Raw genomic sequence first — 17,924 nt, 5'->3', positions numbered from 1 at the left:
AGGAAAGCAGCGCTACATCGCGCCAAATAAAAAAGCTCGCTTAACAGCGAGCTTCTTTAGAGGCTATTACAAGTACATCGAAATTTACAACTGGCTGATTTGCCAAACTGACACTGTGCCACTTACTTCATTGCCAACAATAAGCAACGCTTCTCCGCTTGGGCTGTCTTCAGCGCTAACGAAAACCAGACTTTCTGGGGCAAGGTCACCGATAATATCGTCTGCAGTTAGCCCGTCTGTTAGATCTCGGTTAAACACATACTCTGTGAACTGAACATCGTAAGGATTGGTAACGTCATAGACAAAAATTCCACCCATACGCTCTAAACCAATAAATGCGTAGGTGCGATCGCCAATTTGACCCACCGTGATAGCTTCTGGCTCAGGCCCTTTATTTTCCGAGCGAGAGTCACCTTCGTTTACGTCGTTATCATTGTTGAACTGAACACCGTGAACAGATGCAGTAATACGCTCGAAATCATCACCTGAGTCGTATACTACAAGCCCATTTTGATCCCAAATAGTGAACGAGCGAGCACCGTAGGCATACGCAGCATCGTATTCGCCATTACCATCAGCATCTCCCATGGCAGATGTTACACGTAAGTCGTCCGCTTCCCCCGTTGCCTGTAGCATGGCTAATTCAGAGTTTGGTGCAGCCGTTAAGTCTTCTACTTTCACCTCGTCCGTGTAGGCTAAACAACCGTTGTCTTCATCAAATTCCACACCACCAGCGGCAGTACACGCAGCCTCATCTGCTACGTCAAAGAAATATTCGCGAGCATCGCCTTCATTAGCGGTTACTAAAAACGTTGCGTCTTTCCATGAGAATGCAGCCATACTATCTGGCTGATAAACGCCATACAAACCAGTGTACTGACCAAAACTCACTGAATCATTTTCTTGGATATCAATATCAAAGTTAGCCCATGCTTTTGTGCCTAAGCCAACTACATCAACTGTCAGTTCTTCTAAGTCGATAACAGCTAACCCGTTATTTTCTTGCAAACTTACGTAGGCCACGTCGTTGGTAGCCGCAATATATTCAGGCTCTAAATCCTGAGCGACTGTAGTAGTAATGGCAGTGCCATTTATTGTACGACCTGACGGATTAGGAAACATCATGCCTTGAGACATGAGGTCTGCTTGAGCATCGTTGAAAGCGCTAAAGCCAACTGTTGTGCCTGTTTCTTCAGGCTCGCCGCTAGCTAAAATGTTGATAACAGACACAGAACCCACTGGGTCCACAGTGTAATCATCTGAAGGCTCACCTTCGTTAGCAACCAATACCTTACCGCCATCTGGCGTGAAGGTAACCATGTCAGGCAGAGCACCTACTTCTACTGAATCTAAGAAAGTTGCTGCACCAGCGTCAAGACCGCTATAAAAAAGCACAAACCCGTTGTCCGTTTTTACATCTGCAGCTACGGCTACCGCCATTAGATCGCCATTAACGGCAATACTGTTGACGCCGCCTAGCACTGCACCGTTAATGTCAGCAGGTAACGTAATAGTTGAAGGAGTAAGATTAATGGTGTTGATTGGGTCGGCTAATACAGCAGAGGTAAGGTTTCCGGCAGGGATAACCGCAATGGTATTTGTTCCCGTGTTAGTCGCGTAAATCGTTTGAGTGGCTACATGATACTGAACAATTTCAGCCGCACCTTGATTACCAAGGAAAGCTCGACCTACAACATCCAGTTCAATCCCAATAGATGCATCGGTACCATCAGATCCATCTGCTCCAGGGGTACCCTGTTCACCTTGAGGACCCTGAGCACCAGTTTCGCCTTGTTCACCATCATCGCCATCGAGGCCACACCCGGTTAATGATGCTGATACTAAAAGAGCGAGTAACCCGTACTTGAATTTATTACGCACTGCCATCTTTATTTCCTTTTTTATTGTGGTATCTCAAGTTGAACTGCTAGACAAATATCGCTTCCTGCGTGCATTGCGCTTTATTTACCGCGAGGCGCTTAATATAAGCTATAAGCAGGTAGGCAATAAGCAGGCTTGGTATTATATTCAGTATCTCAACAGTACAACAGAAAACTGATTTAACTTCTATGTATAAATTAAAGCCAGTTTATGACACAAATATTAATTTGGCAAAGCCTTTACAGCGAGCTTCTATTTGGCGTTTTTTGTGGCGTTTTTTTCGGGCTTTTCCTTGCATTTTTGCCCCCAAATAATGTGTAAACGAAGTTGCAGCAAAGTATCTGAATAAATCAACCAATCAGGTTGCTATATTCATGATTAAAATGCAGGTATGCTTAAATAATTTTCAGACACCAAGGATTTAAAATGAAATTGAAATTCACGCTATCGGCGGTTGTCGCCGCTACTATTGCGCTAACCTCTTGCGCCACATCCCCTACTGGTAGAAATCAAGTGCTGTTGTTTTCAGACGCACAGCTAACAGAAATGGGTGCGCAAGCTTTTTCAGGGATGAAAGAGGAACTTACGGTGTCTACAAAACAAGTTCAAAATAGCTATGTTAAATGTATTGCAAATGCCATAACTGCGCAGGTGCCATCTTCAGTGTTTGATGGTCAGTGGGAAGTGGTTGTTTTTGACGATGAGCAGGTCAATGCATTCGCGCTACCTGGCGGCAAAATTGGTGTTTACACCGGCCTTTTAAAAGTTGCAGAAAATCAGCATCAACTCGCTGCGGTTATCGGCCATGAAGTAGGCCATGTTATCGCCGAGCACGGCAACGAGCGAATGTCACAATCTACGCTTATCAACATGGGTACACAGGCAGCAGGCCAAGTATTAGCAGCGAATGAGGTGCCTCAGTCAGGCCCTATTATGGCAGCCATAGGGTTGGGTATGCAGGTTGGTGTACAGCTACCATTTAGTCGAACTCACGAGTCGGAAGCAGACGAAATTGGCCTGCAGCTTATGGCTAAATCTGGCTTCGATCCTCGCCAATCTGTGAATCTCTGGCAAAATATGGAAGCAGCGAGTGGCGGTAATAGCCCAATGGAATTTCTATCCACTCACCCCGCTCCGCAAACCCGTATCAATGACTTACGAGCAAACATGAGTCCTGCGCTTGCTGACTATCAAGCTACGACTAACCGCCCAAACTGTAAGTAAGGCGTGCTGACCTTGCTTTAGAGACAAAAAAACGCCGCTTAAGAAAGCGGCGTTTTCGTTTACGCAACTGGCGTGATGTTATTCACTGTCAGTTTTGTGTAAGTGAACATCCATTTGTGGGAATGGAATAGAGATGCCTTCTTGGTCGAAACGCAATTTAACCGCTTCAGTAAAGTCAAACTTAACACCCCAGAAATCTGCTGCATTAACCCACGGGCGAACTACAAAATTAACACTGCTGTCGGCAAGCTCAGACACGGCTACTTGAGGAGCAGGATCTGACAGAATTCTGTCGTCAGCTTCTACCATTTCTTGCAGAATTTTCTTTGCTTTTAACAAGTCTGCGTCGTAACCAATACCCACTACCATATCTACACGACGTGTTGGTTTTGCCGAATAGTTAGTGATATTGCCACCGTAGATATTTCCATTTGGCACAATGATTTCTTTATTGTCAGGAGTCGTCATTGTGGTCGTGAAAATGCCGATCTTTTTGATTGAGCCTGATGTACCGCCTGCCTCAACAAAATCACCTGCTTTAAACGGCTTAAACACAAGAAGCATAACGCCCGCTGCGAAATTCTTCAGTGAATCCTGCAGCGACAAGCCAATAGCCAAACCTGCAGCACCCAAGATAGCAACGAGTGACGTTGTATCAACACCTAATTGGTCTAACGATGCTACGATAACAAATAGCATCAAAACGGCGCTGATAATTGCTTCTAAGAAATCGACCAACATATCGTCGTACTTAGACTTTGCCATTACACGTCTGAAAACAGAAAGCAGCAGGCCTACAACAATTCGACCAATAACATAGATGGCAATAGCCATGGCGATATTAATACCCCATGGAATTGCGTAATCATTTATATACCTTTCAATATCACTTGCAGATAAGAGCGAGAGTTGTTCTTCCATAATTTTTCCTTTTTGAGTTTATGGTCACTGTGCAAATCAAGGTATCAGTAAAAACAAATATCACCAATAGTTAAACTTAATTAACCTTTCAAAATTACGCTAAAGTCTAAGTGCATCGCGGCTTTCAGCTAATACAACCTCGCTAAAAGCTATACAAAAGTAGTAAGAAAAAGCATCGGGAAGAGTGTTGTTGCAAAGCTGGGCTGTTTAACCACTCCGACTTTATGTAGTCATTTCCCTGTCATAAAAATCTAATAACCTTTTTACTACAGTTGAGAATCAGGTATTGGCTTTCATACTTCCTTTGTTATTTTCATATTGATCGTGACAACGCATTTTTAGACAGTAAAGCGAACTAAAAAATGTGATTAAAAAAACAATTACTTTTTGGCTGCAGACGTTATACTAAAGTCTCATGGATGATGTGTTTGGTACGCAACCAAATTTGCGACCAATGCATGGATAGTAAACATCTGCAAAAACAGAATTTTTACTATTTTATACTCAAGGGTTTGCTGCCCTAGCAATTTATGCAACAAGAAGGATTTTCTCATGCTGCTTTTAACCACCCTATTTGTCGTAGTGTCTGGAATTTTTATTTACGCTTTACGTCCAGACAAAGGCAGGCACACAAAGCATGCAAGAAATTCAAATTCAGCAGATTTAAAAGCGACAGAGTCATCAAAGCTAGCACCTCAAGCTAACCGTTCCGCAGCAATGCACTATCCAGCAGTAGACACAAATGACTCGAAAGCACTTAACGAGTCAAAGGTTTCCAGTGCCCCCACGGGTCAAAGCCCAGCGCGAGCAGCACAGGTAATTTAGTATTTGTTTAGTACTTGCCTAATACTTGTTCAGTACTTGTTTGATCACCTGGGTTTGTCGCTGATTGACTGGTAGCCTATTAGGGCAGTACCATTTTTTCGGCAGTGATAGCGTTGCAAGTCGGCCCCTTCCCCACGTATCATAGCGCTAAATAATTTTTGTCTTTTTTCACATGCGCATACCAAGAGTCTATTACCCCAACGCTATCACCGTAGAACAAGAGTTTGAATTAACTCCAGAAGCTGCACATCACGTGGCCACTGTACTTCGGTTGAAGGCAAACCGCCCCATTGTTTTATTTAACGGCGATGGTAATGAATACAGCGGCCTTATTATTAATGTTCAGCGCAAAAAGGTCATTGTGGAAATCGATGCTTGCTTGTCTGTCTCAAACGAATCCCCCCTTCATCTGCACTTGGGCCAAGGCGTATCAAAAGGCGACAGAATGGACACTGTGCTTCAAAAGGGCGTTGAATTAGGGGTAAGTGAAATTACCCCAATCATCACAGAGCGATGCGCAGTTAAATTAGACCCAGCTCGTTGGGAAAAGAAATTACAACAATGGCAAAAAATCATTATTGGGGCTTGTGAACAAAGCGGTCGTAACGTTATTCCCAAGCTAAATGAACCTGTATCTATAGGGCAATGGCTTTCTCATTCCACGTCAACCTCTCGACTGGTACTTGCTCCTGGCGCAACTCAGCCTTTAGCTCGACAGCCTTATAATACACAAGGGTATCGATTACTTATTGGGCCTGAGGGTGGGCTATCAGATTCCGAAATACACCAAGCAAATGAAAATGGGTATATTTCTGTCAGTCTTGGTCCCCGTATACTGAGAACAGAAACAGCGGCCATTACTTCATTAAGTATCCTACAGTCGTTGCACGGTGACTTTTAGTGAGGTCTGGCCAACCTAAAAAGCCCCAACTGAAATACTTAACGTAACTTGATACTATGCTAAAACGCCCCAACATATGGGGTATTATTGCTATTTACTTATTTACCGTTAATTCAAGCGAGAACTCTATGCAATACACTGTTGGCGTAATAATGGACCCAATCGAGGCGATAACTCCACATAAAGATACAAGCCTCGCAATGATGCTGGAAGCACAGCGCCGGGGTGCTAAGGTCGTATACTTTGAGTTGAAAGATCTCTATCTAGAAAACGGTAAACCTATGGGGGTGGCAAAAACAGTATTAGTCAAAGATCAACCAACCGACTTTTATGAAATAACCGAAACAAATACAGTTCACCTTGGTGATATTGACGTACTGCTGATGAGAAAAGATCCGCCTTTCGACAGCGAGTTTCTTTATGCTACACAAATGCTATCACTAGCCCAAGACGCCGGAGCATTGGTAGTCAATAATCCGCAGGCTCTGCGCGATTATAATGAAAAGCTTTTTACATCGTATTTCCCTGAGCACATCCCTGCCACGCTTGTAGCTAATAACCAAGTACCTATTCGAGAATTTCACGCAAAATACAAAGATATAATTTGTAAGCCACTTGATGGAATGGGCGGCGCTTCTATATTCAGAGTAAAACCAGACGGTAATAATCTTGGTGTGATTATAGAAACCCTCACCCAACTTGGCACACGATATATGATGGTTCAAGAGTATCTGCCTGAGATTAAAGACGGAGACAAGCGGGTGCTCATCGTTGATGGTGAAGTTATGCCTTACTGCTTAGCTCGTCTTCCAACTAAAGGGGAAACTAGAGGTAATCTTGCAGCAGGCGGAACAGGCCGCCCTCAGGCAATTTCAGAGTCTGATAAAGCATTAGCCGAAGCAATTGCGCCAACCTTGAAAGAAAATAATATATTGTTCGTTGGCTTAGACGTGATAGGTAATAAAATAACCGAAATAAATATTACAAGCCCAACGTGTGTTCGAGAAATTGAAGCACACTTTGAAATTAATATTATGGAAAAACTATTTGAAGCCATTGAAAAGAGATTGGCACATAACTAGGGCGTATTGAAACAATACCGATGTAGCAAGACTGAGAAAATATGACGGAATTAAAGAGTTTAAAAAATCATTTTTTGGTAGCCATGCCAAGCCTAGACGATCCTTACTTTTCTCGCTCCCTCATTTATGTGTGCGAGCACGACGCCGATGGCGCAATGGGTATTGTTGTCAATCAACCCTCAACAATGAATGTAAAGCAGTTACTTGAGCAAACGGATAAAGAGCTTGATGTTTCTGCAGACAAAGCGGAACAAATTGTTCTAGCAGGCGGTCCAGTAAGCCAAGAAAGAGGCTTTGTACTGCATTCTACGCAAAAGGGATGGGCCTCTAGCCTCGCGCTAGCGCCGGGCATTATGGTAACCACATCGAAAGATATTCTAACGGCAATTGGCAACGATGAAGGTCCAGATGACGTCATCATAGCGTTGGGCTTTGCTGGCTGGTCTAAAGGCCAGCTTGAACAAGAAATGCAGGAAAACGCGTGGCTTACCATTGAAGCCGACGAAGATATACTATTTCATACGCCAATTCACAAAAAATGGCAGGCTACGGTGAACAAGTTAGGCGTTGATGTATGGCAGTTAGCGCCTGGTTCTGGCCATGCATAAATCTCAAGGTAACTCTCAAGAACACATTGGAAACCGAACGGTTCTGGCCTTCGACTTCGGAACCAAAAGCATTGGTGTGGCGGTAGGCCAAGAGATCACAGGCACCGCATCACCGCTTTCAGCATTGAAAGCGCGAGATGGCATTCCCGATTGGAGCCTGATTGAAAAACTATACGCTGAATGGCTTCCTCACGCTGTCGTTGTGGGACTACCGCTTAACATGGACGGCACTGAGCAAGAGATGACGCAGCGTGCTCGTAAATTTGCTAACCGTTTACATGGTCGCTTTAAAGTGAATGTAGAGTTATGTGACGAGCGTTTAACCACGACAGACGCCAAAGCCATGCTATTTGAACTGGGTGGGTACAAAAAGTTGACTAAGGATAAGGTAGACAGCGTTTCGGCATGCGTCATTTTCACCAGCTGGGTTGAAAACGCCTTCAGCTGATAGACTGCTGATAGACTGCTGATAGACTATCGGGCCTTGCTACATTGCCAGCATACTTCAAATGCGCCGCCATTTTCTTCGCCACACTCACTGCATGTCCATTCGTTCCTATCACTTTCCGCGGTGGGTTTGAGCTTACTTTCAAACGCATTAACCACTTTAGATGCACGATTGAACCATGTTTCATCTACTAGCCATAATTCTTGCTGTGCTTCTTGCCAAGGTAATTCACCAAGCGCGCCACCTGCGAACTCATTTTTTACCATATAGGGGATGGCCAGTGCATCAAGCTCACTGCGAATGGCTTGAAGCTCAAAGGCATCTTCTGAGGCAAACAGTTTTTTCAAGCGTTCATTCCCTAACAGTCTTTTACAGTAAGCTACCCGTGTAAGCGAAAATGTCTAGTCATCCATGTCAAACGACACGTTCGACAGTGTTCCTAAACTTGAATTGTCGCTGGCGTCTAACTTTATCATCAAACGCAAATCGTTAGGCGAGTCTGCGTGGTGCAGAGCCTGATCCATTTCAACACGGCCCTGTTTGTAAAGGTCATAAAGCGCCATATCGAAGGTTTGCATTCCCTGCTCTTTCCCTTTCTTCATCGCCTCTTTAAGGCTGCCTATTTCATTTCGCTGAATAAGGTCGCGCACAAGTGGCGTATTCAATAAAACTTCTATAGCGGCTACGCGCCCCTTACCATCAGGGGTAGGAACAAGTTGCTGGGCTACAATGGCGCGAATATTCAAACTCAAATCGAATCGCAGCTTGTCATGCATATCCTTTGGCGCTAAGTGCATTATCCGCTCGATGGCCTGATTAGCGTTGTTTGCATGCAAAGTTGCAACACAAAGGTGCCCTGTATCTGCAAACGACATAGCGTATTCCATGGTCTCCATAGAGCGAATTTCCCCAATGAGTATGACGTCAGGGGCTTGTCGTAAAGAGCTTTTTAAAGCGTCGTCAAACGACTGGGTGTCAATGCCCACTTCGCGCTGAGTGATGACGCAATTTTTATGCTCATGAACAAACTCGATCGGGTCTTCAATGGTAAGAATGTGACCGTGAGAGTTCTCATTTCTATGGCCAATTAACGCCGCTAATGATGTTGATTTACCGGTACCCGTTCCGCCAACAAATAGCACTAAACCGCGTTTTGCCATAATGATTTCTTTTAAAACTCTGGGAAGCCCTAAATCATCCGCTTTAGGGATTTGAGTCACTATACGCCTAATAACCATACCCGCTTGATCGCGCTGCCAAAATGCTGAGCAACGAAAGCGTCCAATGCCCTCTCTTACAATCGCAAAATTACACTCTTTAGATTCGTGAAATTCCTTTTGCTGTTTCTCTGTCATGGCTTCGTGAACCAGAGCGAGAGCAGTTTCCTCAGAAGTTGCGCTATCGGAAATAGGTGTAAGCTTTCCGTTTATCTTGGCACTGATCGGAAAGTTTGCCGTTACGAATAAATCTGAGGCATTGGTATCAATCATTTTTTGTAAAAGAGAGTCTAGCATGCTTGTTCCCGAAGATAGTTCATGGAGAGGGGGCCTAAAATCCCCCTAAAAAGTCACTCTAAAAGCTATTCATGGCCTGTTTATCAACCGATTTTGCCGCGGCGTCTTGCTTAGTGATAACACCCATAGCCACTAACCGTTGTAAGCATTGATCCATGGTTTGCATACCGTGTGCCTGTCCAGTTTGAATCACTGAATACATTTGCGGGACTTTATCTTCACGAATAAGGTTTCTGATTGCCGGTATTCCTACCATTATCTCATGAGCTGCCACACGCCCACCGCCTATTTTCTTGAGCAGCGTTTGAGATATAACCGCCCGCAAAGATTCTGATAACATTGAACGCACCATCGATTTTTCTTCTGCAGGAAACACGTCGATAATACGGTCGATAGTTTTTGGCGCGGAGTTAGTGTGCAAAGTACCAAATACCAAATGGCCGGTTTCTGCGGCTGATATAGCTAGTCGAATGGTTTCTAAATCTCGAAGCTCACCTACAAGGATAACGTCGGGGTCTTCACGTAATGCCGATCGCAAAGCATTATTAAATGAATGCGTATCTCGATGTACTTCCCGCTGGTTGACCAAACTAAGTTTGTTGTCGTGAACAAATTCGATGGGGTCTTCGATAGTAAGAATGTGCTCACGCTTGTGAGTATTAATGTGGTCTACCATGGCCGCTAACGTAGTACTTTTACCGGAGCCCGTTGCACCGGTTACTAAAACAATGCCGGTTGGCTGATTAATAATTTCCTTAAAAATATCCGGCGCGCCTAAATCTTCAAGAGTCAGAACGTCGCTAGGAATAGTACGAAGTACAGCGGCGGCACCGCGGTTTTGAACAAACGCGTTGACACGAAAGCGCGACAGCCCTTTTACTTCAAAAGAAAAATCGGTTTCTAGATTTTCCTCGTATTCTTTACGTTGCATATCGTTCATGATTTCATAAACGAGCCCGTGAACCTGCTTGTGATCAAGTGCTGGGACATTGAGCTTGCGCATTTCGCCGTCTACGCGAATTAGCGGCGGAAGTCCGGCTGACAAGTGTAAATCTGAGGCGTTATTCTTAACACTAAACGCTAAAAGTTCGGTAATATCCACAACAACTTCTCCATAACAAGGTGAATAATGCAAACAATAGCAGAAAGAATAGATTCCGCACTTCAGGGAATCACACAAGCCGCTACTTCAGTACATCGTCCACCAAATTCAGTCAAATTACTAGCGGTTAGCAAAACAAAACCCGTATCGGATATTATTGAAGCGTATGAAGCGGGACAACGAATGTTCGCAGAGAACTATGTTCAGGAAGGTGTTGAAAAAGTTCAGGAACTTGCTCACCTCACCGACATAGAGTGGCACATGATAGGCCCCATACAGTCGAATAAAACCAAAGTCGTTTCAGAACATTTCGATTGGGTGCAATCTGTAGATAGAGAAAAAATAGCTCGAAGACTAAACGAGCAACGTCCTGACAATTTACCTCCATTAAATGTTTGCATTCAGCTCAACATCGATGACGAAGAGAGTAAATCTGGCGTGAAACCAGACCAACTTGACAGCTTAATTCAGTTTATTAAGTCGCAAGAAAACCTATGTCTTCGCGGGATTATGGCTATTCCAAAAGCCAACCCAAGTGATGAAGAGCAACAAAGCACTCTCGGTAAGCTGAAGGAATTATATGACCATTACCACAAATCGCTGGCCAATTTTGATACCCTATCGGTAGGAATGAGTAGCGATATGCACGCGGCTATCAAAAATGGTTCTACCATGGTGCGCATAGGCACAGCAATTTTTGGTAAGCGTGGTTAAGTCACTTCGCAAAACAGTAACGTAATAAAATGCAGCGTTAGCGATAAACACAGTGGCGTTGACGTTTTAAAAGTGCACTTAAGCTACTTATAAAAGCAATACGCAGTTACGAATATACATTTGTGCAATTTTGCGTGTTGAATTAAGAATTACACAGACAACAGTAAGGATTTACATGCAACAGAAAAAATTGGCATTTATTGGCGCAGGCAATATGAGTCGCAGCATCATTAGTGGGTTAATTCAGTCTGGTTATGCAAAAGAAAATATACTTGCAGCTAACCCGTCTACACCGAAGCTAGACAAGCTGAAAGAAGAATTTGGCATACAAACCACACAATCAAATGATGAAGCCTGCCAGTTTGCCGATGCCATTGTACTTGCAGTAAAACCGCAAATTATGGGCAACATGTGTGCCGACCTTCAGAAAAACAACGACCTCGCGGGTAAGCTATTTTTAAGCATTGCGGCAGGTCTTCCGGTGTCTCGCTTACAAGAGATGTTAGGTGGTGACTACCCAGTTGTTCGTATCATGCCCAACACCCCAAGCCTTCTAGGTAAAGGCATGTCAGGCATGTATGCAGACAGCACGGTATCTCAAGAAGACCGAACTTACGTTGATGACGTAATGAACAGCGTAGGTGAAACCGTATGGGTTGATCACGAAGACGGCATAAATGGCGTAATTGCTGCTGCAGGTAGCAGCCCAGCTTACTTCTTCTTATTCCTTCAAAATATGCAAGAAGAAGCCATGAACATGGGATTTGATAAAGACCAGTCTCGTCTTATGGTTCAGCAAGCCATGCTTGGCGCTGCCGAGATGGTGTGTAATAACCCAGACCTTGAATTAAGCGAGCTGCGTGCCCAAGTTACCTCTAAGGGCGGAACTACGGCACAAGCCGTAAATACCTTTATCGACGAGGGCCTCAAAGACATCATTAGCAAGTCTATGCGTGCTGCCGTCGCCCGTGCCGAAGAAATGGCAAAACAGCTTTAACGTTTGTAGGAACAAGAGTAAATGAACGCAACGGTTTTTTTGATTGATACACTATTCAATCTCTACTTAATGATTGTCATATTGCGGTTGTGGCTGCAAATGGTGCAAGCCGATTTTTACAACCCAATGAGTCAGTTTATTGTGAAAGCAACACATCCTATAGTGGGGCCGCTGCGACGCGTTATTCCGTCATTAGGCAGATTTGATACCGCCACATTTGTTTTAGCACTCGCGGTTTGTGCATTGAAGCTCGTCACGCTGATATTGATATCGGGCGGTACTTTGAACCCAATAGGTATTGCAATTATGTCTTTCATGGGCGTGATAAAAGAAACGCTCTCGCTCATGTTTTGGGTACTTTTACTACGCGCTATACTTAGTTGGGTATCTCAAGGGCAATCTCCTGTTGATTATGTGCTTTATCAACTTACCGAGCCTTTTTTAGCGCCTATTCGCAAAATCATTCCTCCATTAGGCGGGCTTGATTTGTCAGTGCTGATTGCAATCATTGGATTACAGTTTTTACAGCTGTTGATCCAAGATGCTCTCAGAGTGCTATGAGTGTATAAAATTGGCATACAGCCTCTAATGTAAAAACAGCTTAAGTTAGTGCTGAAGTTTTAAAAGCACAATTTAAAAAAACATCAAAGCGAGGAGCGACGGTGAAGATAGTAAAAAAAGTGTCAGCAGTTTTTTTAAGCGCGTTGCTTATGTGCTTGAGCCTTCAAGCTAACGCAGAACAAAAGCAGACATTAGGCGAATGGGATGTCCACTACATGGTAGTGAATACCCCCTTTCTTACTCCTGAGGTTGCAGCAAACTATGGGATTGTAAGAAGTAAGTACAATGCTTTAGTTAATATTTCTGTGCTCGATAAAGACTCAGGTAAAGCACAGCGGGTTTCGGTTGACGGCCATGCCACTAATTTACTCGGGAAAAAACGCGACCTTTCGTTCAAGAAGGTGGAAGACGGTGATGCTATCTATTATCTTGCTGTCTTACCGTTTCGCGATCAAGAGACATATCGTTTCGAAATTAGCGTGAAAAAGGCTTCAAGCCAGCAGACGTTAAAGTTTAAGCAAAAAATGTATGTCGATGGCTGAAAAATCTGAGGCCAGAGCTGATTTAGTATAATGCCATGGAAGAGTTTTATTCAGACAGTTTTATCAGACAGTTTTTTTCATTCGGCCCGCCGATAACTCTAAAAGCAAAACAGATACCAAGCGAGGTGCTATTCACAAGCCCTCGCTTTTTTTAGGCCTAAAAAGAGCGTGTTGACCTTTATTGCTCTAAGTCACTTTACCATTAGCCTTTCCTAGTAAATAATCATAAAAGTACGCTCTGTCGAACTGTTAGGTAATTAAGTAAAAGTGTTCACCGGCAGTTTATGCGCAACAATAAAATTATAAAAAAGAGACTTATTATGACTACCCCCTACCCTCACCTTCTCGAGCCTCTCGATTTAGGCTTTACCACGCTGCGAAACCGAACATTGATGGGCTCTATGCATTTAGGCTTAGAGGAGGAAAAAGGCGGGTTTGATAAATTAGCTGCATTCTATGCAGAGCGAGCAAAGGGCGGCGTAGGCCTCATCGTAACGGGAGGAATAAGCCCTAACATTTCTGGGTGGGTAGCCCCATTTGCAGGAAGAATGACCAGTAAGAGACACGCAAAAAAACACAAAGTTATTACCGACGCCGTTCACGCTGAAGGCGGTAAGATATGCATGCAGATTCTTCATTCTGGGCGCTATGGCTACCATCCTCTAGCGGTCTCAGCCTCATCCGTGAAATCGCCCATTACTCCATTTAAACCCAGGGCACTGTCATCTAGTGGTATCAAAAGCACAATAAAAGACTATGCAAATTGCGCAGGTTTAGCTCAAAAGGCTGGGTATGACGGCGTAGAAATAATGGGGTCAGAGGGCTATCTCATTAACCAATTTTTCTGTGAACGCACTAATCAGCGGGACGATGAATGGGGCGGCAGTCTCGAAAATAGAGCGCGACTGGCTATCGAGGTAGTGAGAAGTGTGCGTGAGAAAGTAGGGGCTGAGTTTATTATTATTTACCGCCTTTCTATGCTGGATTTAGTGGAAGGCGGAGCCCAATGGGATGAAGTGGTTTATTTAGCTAAAGAGATAGAAAAGGCAGGCGCGACGCTTATCAATACAGGTATTGGGTGGCATGAAGCGAGAGTGCCAACCATATCAACCTCGGTTCCGCGCGCGGCTTTTACTTGGATAACCAAGCGGATGAAGGCAGAGGTATCGCTGCCGCTAGTGACGACTAACCGAATAAATACGCCAGAAGTTGCAGAGTCTGTGTTAGCCGACGGCCACGCAGATATGGTTTCCATGGCACGCCCTTTTCTTGCCGACGCTCATTTTGTGGCCAAAGCAATGCAAAACGAGTCAGACCTCATCAACACCTGTATTGCCTGTAACCAAGCCTGCCTAGACCATGCCTTTGAACAAAAGCGCGCAAGCTGTTTAGTTAACCCGCAGGCGTGCTACGAGACCGAACTCACCTTCTCACCAACCTCTAATAAGAAAAAACTAGCGGTTATTGGCGCTGGGCCAGCAGGCCTATCCTTTGCCATGTACGCCGCTGACCGCGGGCACGATGTGCATCTATTCGATCAAGCCAGCGAGATTGGTGGTCAATTTAATTACGCAAAGCAAATACCGGGTAAAGAAGAGTTTTATGAAACCCTTCGTTACTTTAAACATCAATTAGCGCGAGCCAATGTCACAATTCATTTAAATACTCTTGCTAACACAGAGACATTAAAGGATGGAAGTTTCGATGAGGTTATCTTAGCTACAGGTATTAAACCTAGAAGCCTAACTATTGAAGGCCACGACCATCCGAAAGTTTTGGGTTATCTAGACGTATTGCGGGATCATGTTGAAGTAGGCCAGCGTGTAGCGGTGATCGGTGCCGGAGGCATCGGGTTTGATGTCGCTGAATACTTAGTAGAAGAAGCAGACCTAACTGAAAATAGAGACAAGTGGCTAGCACATTGGGGTATTGATAAAAGCTATGCCGCCGGCGGCGCACTTAAGGAAAAAGAGCTCACACCCACCACGCGCGAGGTGTTTTTACTTCAGCGTAAAAACACAAAAGTGGGTAAGGGCTTGGGCAAAACAACGGGTTGGATCCACCGTCAGTCTCTCAAACTTCACAACGTGCAAATGATCAATGGCGTATCTTACGAAAAAATTGATGACAAAGGGCTTCATGTTGTTATTAACGACAAACCAAAACTATTGGAAGTCGATAACGTGATCGTATGTGCAGGCCAAGAGCCATATACGCCATTAAAAGCGCCTCTTGAAGAAGCTGGGTTTAAGGTACACATTATAGGTGGCGCCGACGTAGCAGCAGAACTAGATGCTAAAAGAGCCATTCGTCAGGGCGCCGAATTGGCTGCGAAAATCTAAGCGTTTTGGCAGCCAGAAAGGCTTAACGCTACACAGGCAAAGCCAATAGCGGCTAAAGTCGCGAAAAATCCATTATTTTGCTTCATTGCGTTCCCCATACTTTACTTTCCAGTCCCGACGGGCTGAATTTTAGAGTAGAGGAAGTGAGATCAAAAAACCAGCTTTCACTTGATGGCAAAAGCTGGAGATAGCAAAAGCTGGCTTTGTGCGTACTTTTTTAAGAGGCTAACTTTTTTGACTAGCTTTTTTGACTAGCTATCCAGCGGTCTATTTTTTGTTCAAGAATAGCCAGCGGAATGCCACCTGTGTTTAATACCTGCGCATGGAATTCTCGAATATCAAAATTCTTGCCAAGGGCTTGTTCAGCCCGCGCGCGTAACTCTTGTATTTTTAATGCACCAACCTTGTAAGATAAAGCTTGTGAGGGAATAGCAATATAACGCTCAACCTCTGCCACTACTTCAGTGCGCGTCATGCCTGAGTTATCGAGCATAAAGTCGATGGCTTTTTCTCTGCTCCAGCCCTTGGCGTGAATACCGGTATCAACCACCAAGCGCATGGCTCTTAACTGCTCATCCTGCAATGTGCCGTAACGGTTCCACGGATCATCGAAAAAGCCCATTTCGTACCCTAGCGTTTCAGAGTAAAGCGCCCACCCTTCGCCGAAAGCGGGTAAAAAGCTAAAGCGCATAAACGAAGGCAGTGAGTCATTTTCTTGAGCCAGGCTTATTTGAAAATGGTGGCCCGGTGCGCCCTCATGAAGATATAGCGTCACGTTCCCCGTAGTTAAACGGCTAGGTAGATCATAGGCGTTAAAGAAAAACGTTCCTGGGCGTGACCCATCAGGCGTGCCCGGTTGATAAGAACCACCGGCACTAAACTGCTCAATAGCCGGATCGTAGGGTTTTATTTCTAGCTCTGACTTTGGCAATAGTGAGAAATACTCACCAATTTTCTTGTCTACCTCTTTGCCAATACGATAGTAGCTTTGAGTTAGTGCTTCACGACTTTCAGGCTTAAACTGTGGGTCTGTGCGCACAAAATCGAAAAGTTCATTTAACGTGCCGTCAAAACCCACTTCGTCTTTTATCGCTAGCATGTCGTTTTTAATGCGCTTAACTTCTCTAAGACCAAGTTCATGCAGTTCTTCGGGAGTCAAAGGTAGCGTAGTCGAGCCTTCTACCATCAGCTCATAAAGTTTTGCGCCGCCTTTCATGTCGCTCAAACCGATGGTTTCACGAGCAATGGGTAAGTATTCATTTTTAAGAAAGTTGCGCATACGTGCAGTGGCATCGTAAATGTCTTGCGTAGCCTGCTCATATTCACTCGTTAAGCGAGCCTTTTCTTCATCAGAAAATGAATCTGGAAGCATCGTCATAGGCCCCCAAAACTGCGACTCTTTGAGCGGTATTGCTAGCTGTGTATCAAACTGCTTAATAACGCGGTCAATGGTGAGCGTAGTTTCTAACACGCCAGATTCCATTCCCTCTCGAAAACGCTCTATAGCGCGGTCTGAAATGGCAATATAGTCTTTGTGGCGTGATAGGTTGTTCTCATAGTCTTCAACGGTTTTAAAAGGAGCAGCCCCCTTACCGCTTGCAAATGATGGATAGAAAGTATGAAACCCGCTGAAATGATTAACAGGACGCACTTGGGTTAAGGCACTTATCTCAGGAGAGGACATCTCAAGTGCGCGCTCTTGATTGTATTTAAATACGTCATAAGCCAATTTGTCAGTATCATCTAGCTTGCTTCTATCAATCTGCGCAAGTTCCGATAAATTGAGCTGTGTATTAGTCCTGCTTGCTAAATCATGAGCATCAGTTAAAAAATCGCCCAAGCGATCTGCCCGTCGCATATCACCGCGGAATATAGCCATCACAGGGTTTAGTGCTAAGTTACGCTCGTCCGATGCTTCAAAAAGAGCAAAGAGTTTTTCATGCTCATTTTGAGCTTTTTGCATAACGGTTGACTCTTTTAGAGCGTCATTATGAGAATTTGCGATAGCAACTGATGTGCTCAACGCTAACGCAACAGCGCTACTAACTGCCAACATCTTTCTTATCATTTGTAAGGTTTCCTTATTATTTTAGTGTGCAAACGCCAATATCATTCATAACAAATCAACTTAAAAGCAGCTGTTTGTTCGAATCAGGCGACGACATTATTTTAAGTCTGTCTTATGACCTATCTAATTATTGACATACTTTAGGCGTTATCTTTGTAAAGTGCTATTTTTCGGGGAAAGGTATCGTCATAAGT

General features: G+C 44.2%; 18 protein-coding genes. 12 read left to right on the top strand and 6 right to left on the bottom strand.

The window, feature by feature from the left end; translation table 11 throughout:
- Positions 1 to 84: 84 nt before the first annotated feature.
- The gene (locus GTW09_RS13100) at positions 85 to 1,887 is read right to left on the bottom strand and encodes a choice-of-anchor I family protein (protein ID WP_163112248.1); all 1,803 of its coding nucleotides are present in this window, start codon (positions 1,885 to 1,887) and stop codon (positions 85 to 87) included.
- On the opposite strand from GTW09_RS13100, the gene GTW09_RS17485 reads away from it, so the two are divergent.
- Together GTW09_RS17485 and GTW09_RS13095 are read left to right on the top strand one after the other, a co-directional pair.
- On the top strand, positions 1,865 to 2,059 hold the full coding sequence (locus tag GTW09_RS17485) for a hypothetical protein (protein WP_203565759.1): 195 nt from the start codon (positions 1,865 to 1,867) through the stop codon (positions 2,057 to 2,059). The genes GTW09_RS13100 and GTW09_RS17485 overlap by 23 nt on opposite strands.
- A 248-nt stretch (positions 2,060 to 2,307) precedes the next feature.
- Positions 2,308 to 3,105, top strand: a complete 798-nt coding sequence (locus GTW09_RS13095; RefSeq protein ID WP_163112247.1) for a M48 family metallopeptidase — start codon at positions 2,308 to 2,310, stop codon at positions 3,103 to 3,105.
- 78 nt (positions 3,106 to 3,183) lie between these two features.
- On the opposite strand, the gene GTW09_RS13090 is transcribed toward GTW09_RS13095, so the two are convergent.
- Complete coding sequence (locus tag GTW09_RS13090; RefSeq protein ID WP_163112246.1) at positions 3,184 to 4,026, bottom strand: mechanosensitive ion channel family protein; 843 nt, start codon at positions 4,024 to 4,026, stop codon at positions 3,184 to 3,186.
- 552 nt (positions 4,027 to 4,578) lie between these two features.
- On the opposite strand from GTW09_RS13090, the gene GTW09_RS13085 reads away from it, so the two are divergent.
- From GTW09_RS13085 to ruvX, 5 genes are all read left to right on the top strand, one after another.
- Positions 4,579 to 4,851: a hypothetical protein gene (locus tag GTW09_RS13085; RefSeq protein ID WP_163112245.1), complete on the top strand. Its 273-nt coding sequence runs from the start codon at positions 4,579 to 4,581 to the stop codon at positions 4,849 to 4,851.
- Between the two features lie 172 nt (positions 4,852 to 5,023).
- Entirely contained in the window at positions 5,024 to 5,752 is a 729-nt protein-coding gene (locus GTW09_RS13080; RefSeq protein ID WP_071980404.1) for a 16S rRNA (uracil(1498)-N(3))-methyltransferase, read from the top strand.
- A gap of 128 nt (positions 5,753 to 5,880) precedes the next feature.
- The gene (gshB, locus tag GTW09_RS13075; RefSeq protein ID WP_163112244.1) at positions 5,881 to 6,834 is read left to right on the top strand and encodes a glutathione synthase; all 954 of its coding nucleotides are present in this window, start codon (positions 5,881 to 5,883) and stop codon (positions 6,832 to 6,834) included.
- Positions 6,835 to 6,875: 41 nt separating this feature from the next.
- Entirely contained in the window at positions 6,876 to 7,442 is a 567-nt protein-coding gene (locus GTW09_RS13070) for a YqgE/AlgH family protein (protein WP_163112243.1), read from the top strand.
- Positions 7,435 to 7,890 carry a Holliday junction resolvase RuvX gene (ruvX, locus tag GTW09_RS13065; protein ID WP_163112242.1) on the top strand — a complete coding sequence of 152 codons (456 nt, stop codon included), beginning with the start codon at positions 7,435 to 7,437 and terminating at the stop codon, positions 7,888 to 7,890. The genes GTW09_RS13070 and ruvX overlap by 8 nt, the downstream gene beginning before the upstream one ends.
- A 26-nt stretch (positions 7,891 to 7,916) precedes the next feature.
- Here ruvX and GTW09_RS13060 read toward each other — a convergent pair whose 3' ends face one another.
- The 3 genes from GTW09_RS13060 to GTW09_RS13050 are packed head-to-tail and all read right to left on the bottom strand — an operon-like array spanning position 7,917 to position 10,506.
- On the bottom strand, positions 7,917 to 8,237 hold the full coding sequence (locus GTW09_RS13060; RefSeq protein ID WP_100972809.1) for a putative signal transducing protein: 321 nt from the start codon (positions 8,235 to 8,237) through the stop codon (positions 7,917 to 7,919).
- A gap of 54 nt (positions 8,238 to 8,291) precedes the next feature.
- Positions 8,292 to 9,404, bottom strand: a complete 1,113-nt coding sequence (locus GTW09_RS13055) for a PilT/PilU family type 4a pilus ATPase (RefSeq protein ID WP_071980408.1) — start codon at positions 9,402 to 9,404, stop codon at positions 8,292 to 8,294.
- A gap of 58 nt (positions 9,405 to 9,462) precedes the next feature.
- Entirely contained in the window at positions 9,463 to 10,506 is a 1,044-nt protein-coding gene (locus GTW09_RS13050; protein ID WP_163112241.1) for a PilT/PilU family type 4a pilus ATPase, read from the bottom strand.
- 27 nt (positions 10,507 to 10,533) lie between these two features.
- Here GTW09_RS13050 and GTW09_RS13045 point away from each other — a divergent pair, with 27 nt between their 5' ends.
- The 5 genes from GTW09_RS13045 to GTW09_RS13025 all read left to right on the top strand — a co-directional run bounded on the left by GTW09_RS13045 (position 10,534) and on the right by GTW09_RS13025 (position 15,662).
- The gene (locus GTW09_RS13045) at positions 10,534 to 11,220 is read left to right on the top strand and encodes a YggS family pyridoxal phosphate-dependent enzyme (RefSeq protein WP_163112240.1); all 687 of its coding nucleotides are present in this window, start codon (positions 10,534 to 10,536) and stop codon (positions 11,218 to 11,220) included.
- Between the two features lie 175 nt (positions 11,221 to 11,395).
- Entirely contained in the window at positions 11,396 to 12,217 is an 822-nt protein-coding gene (gene proC, locus GTW09_RS13040; RefSeq protein WP_071980411.1) for a pyrroline-5-carboxylate reductase, read from the top strand.
- A 21-nt stretch (positions 12,218 to 12,238) separates the two neighbouring features.
- A complete protein-coding gene (locus tag GTW09_RS13035; protein WP_071980412.1) occupies positions 12,239 to 12,778 on the top strand; it encodes a YggT family protein in 540 nt (179 codons plus the stop codon).
- Positions 12,779 to 12,927: 149 nt separating this feature from the next.
- Complete coding sequence (locus GTW09_RS13030; RefSeq protein WP_163112329.1) at positions 12,928 to 13,320, top strand: DUF4426 domain-containing protein; 393 nt, start codon at positions 12,928 to 12,930, stop codon at positions 13,318 to 13,320.
- A 320-nt stretch (positions 13,321 to 13,640) separates the two neighbouring features.
- The gene (locus GTW09_RS13025) at positions 13,641 to 15,662 is read left to right on the top strand and encodes an NADPH-dependent 2,4-dienoyl-CoA reductase (RefSeq protein ID WP_163112239.1); all 2,022 of its coding nucleotides are present in this window, start codon (positions 13,641 to 13,643) and stop codon (positions 15,660 to 15,662) included.
- Between the two features lie 238 nt (positions 15,663 to 15,900).
- Here the strand turns inward: GTW09_RS13025 and GTW09_RS13020 are convergent, their stop codons facing one another.
- Complete coding sequence (locus GTW09_RS13020; protein WP_163112238.1) at positions 15,901 to 17,730, bottom strand: DUF885 domain-containing protein; 1,830 nt, start codon at positions 17,728 to 17,730, stop codon at positions 15,901 to 15,903.
- Positions 17,731 to 17,924 lie beyond the last annotated feature (194 nt).

The organism is Alteromonas hispanica (assembly GCF_010500915.1).
GTDB lineage: Bacteria > Pseudomonadota > Gammaproteobacteria > Enterobacterales > Alteromonadaceae > Alteromonas > Alteromonas hispanica.
Note: the sequence above shows the minus strand (reverse complement) of the source record. Positions and strands in the feature narration are given on the sequence as shown.

Coding starts and splice junctions, on each gene's coding strand:
- GTW09_RS13100 (WP_163112248.1), bottom strand. CDS start 1,887: ATGGCAGTGCGTAATAAATTCAAGTACGGGTTACTCGCTCTTTTAGTA.
- GTW09_RS13095 (WP_163112247.1), top strand. CDS start 2,308: ATGAAATTGAAATTCACGCTATCGGCGGTTGTCGCCGCTACTATTGCG.
- GTW09_RS13090 (WP_163112246.1), bottom strand. CDS start 4,026: ATGGAAGAACAACTCTCGCTCTTATCTGCAAGTGATATTGAAAGGTAT.
- GTW09_RS13085 (WP_163112245.1), top strand. CDS start 4,579: ATGCTGCTTTTAACCACCCTATTTGTCGTAGTGTCTGGAATTTTTATT.
- GTW09_RS13080 (WP_071980404.1), top strand. CDS start 5,024: ATGCGCATACCAAGAGTCTATTACCCCAACGCTATCACCGTAGAACAA.
- gshB (WP_163112244.1), top strand. CDS start 5,881: ATGCAATACACTGTTGGCGTAATAATGGACCCAATCGAGGCGATAACT.
- GTW09_RS13070 (WP_163112243.1), top strand. CDS start 6,876: ATGACGGAATTAAAGAGTTTAAAAAATCATTTTTTGGTAGCCATGCCA.
- ruvX (WP_163112242.1), top strand. CDS start 7,435: ATGCATAAATCTCAAGGTAACTCTCAAGAACACATTGGAAACCGAACG.
- GTW09_RS13055 (WP_071980408.1), bottom strand. CDS start 9,404: ATGCTAGACTCTCTTTTACAAAAAATGATTGATACCAATGCCTCAGAT.
- GTW09_RS13045 (WP_163112240.1), top strand. CDS start 10,534: ATGCAAACAATAGCAGAAAGAATAGATTCCGCACTTCAGGGAATCACA.
- proC (WP_071980411.1), top strand. CDS start 11,396: ATGCAACAGAAAAAATTGGCATTTATTGGCGCAGGCAATATGAGTCGC.
- GTW09_RS13035 (WP_071980412.1), top strand. CDS start 12,239: ATGAACGCAACGGTTTTTTTGATTGATACACTATTCAATCTCTACTTA.
- GTW09_RS13030 (WP_163112329.1), top strand. CDS start 12,928: ATGTGCTTGAGCCTTCAAGCTAACGCAGAACAAAAGCAGACATTAGGC.
- GTW09_RS13025 (WP_163112239.1), top strand. CDS start 13,641: ATGACTACCCCCTACCCTCACCTTCTCGAGCCTCTCGATTTAGGCTTT.
- GTW09_RS13020 (WP_163112238.1), bottom strand. CDS start 17,730: ATGATAAGAAAGATGTTGGCAGTTAGTAGCGCTGTTGCGTTAGCGTTG.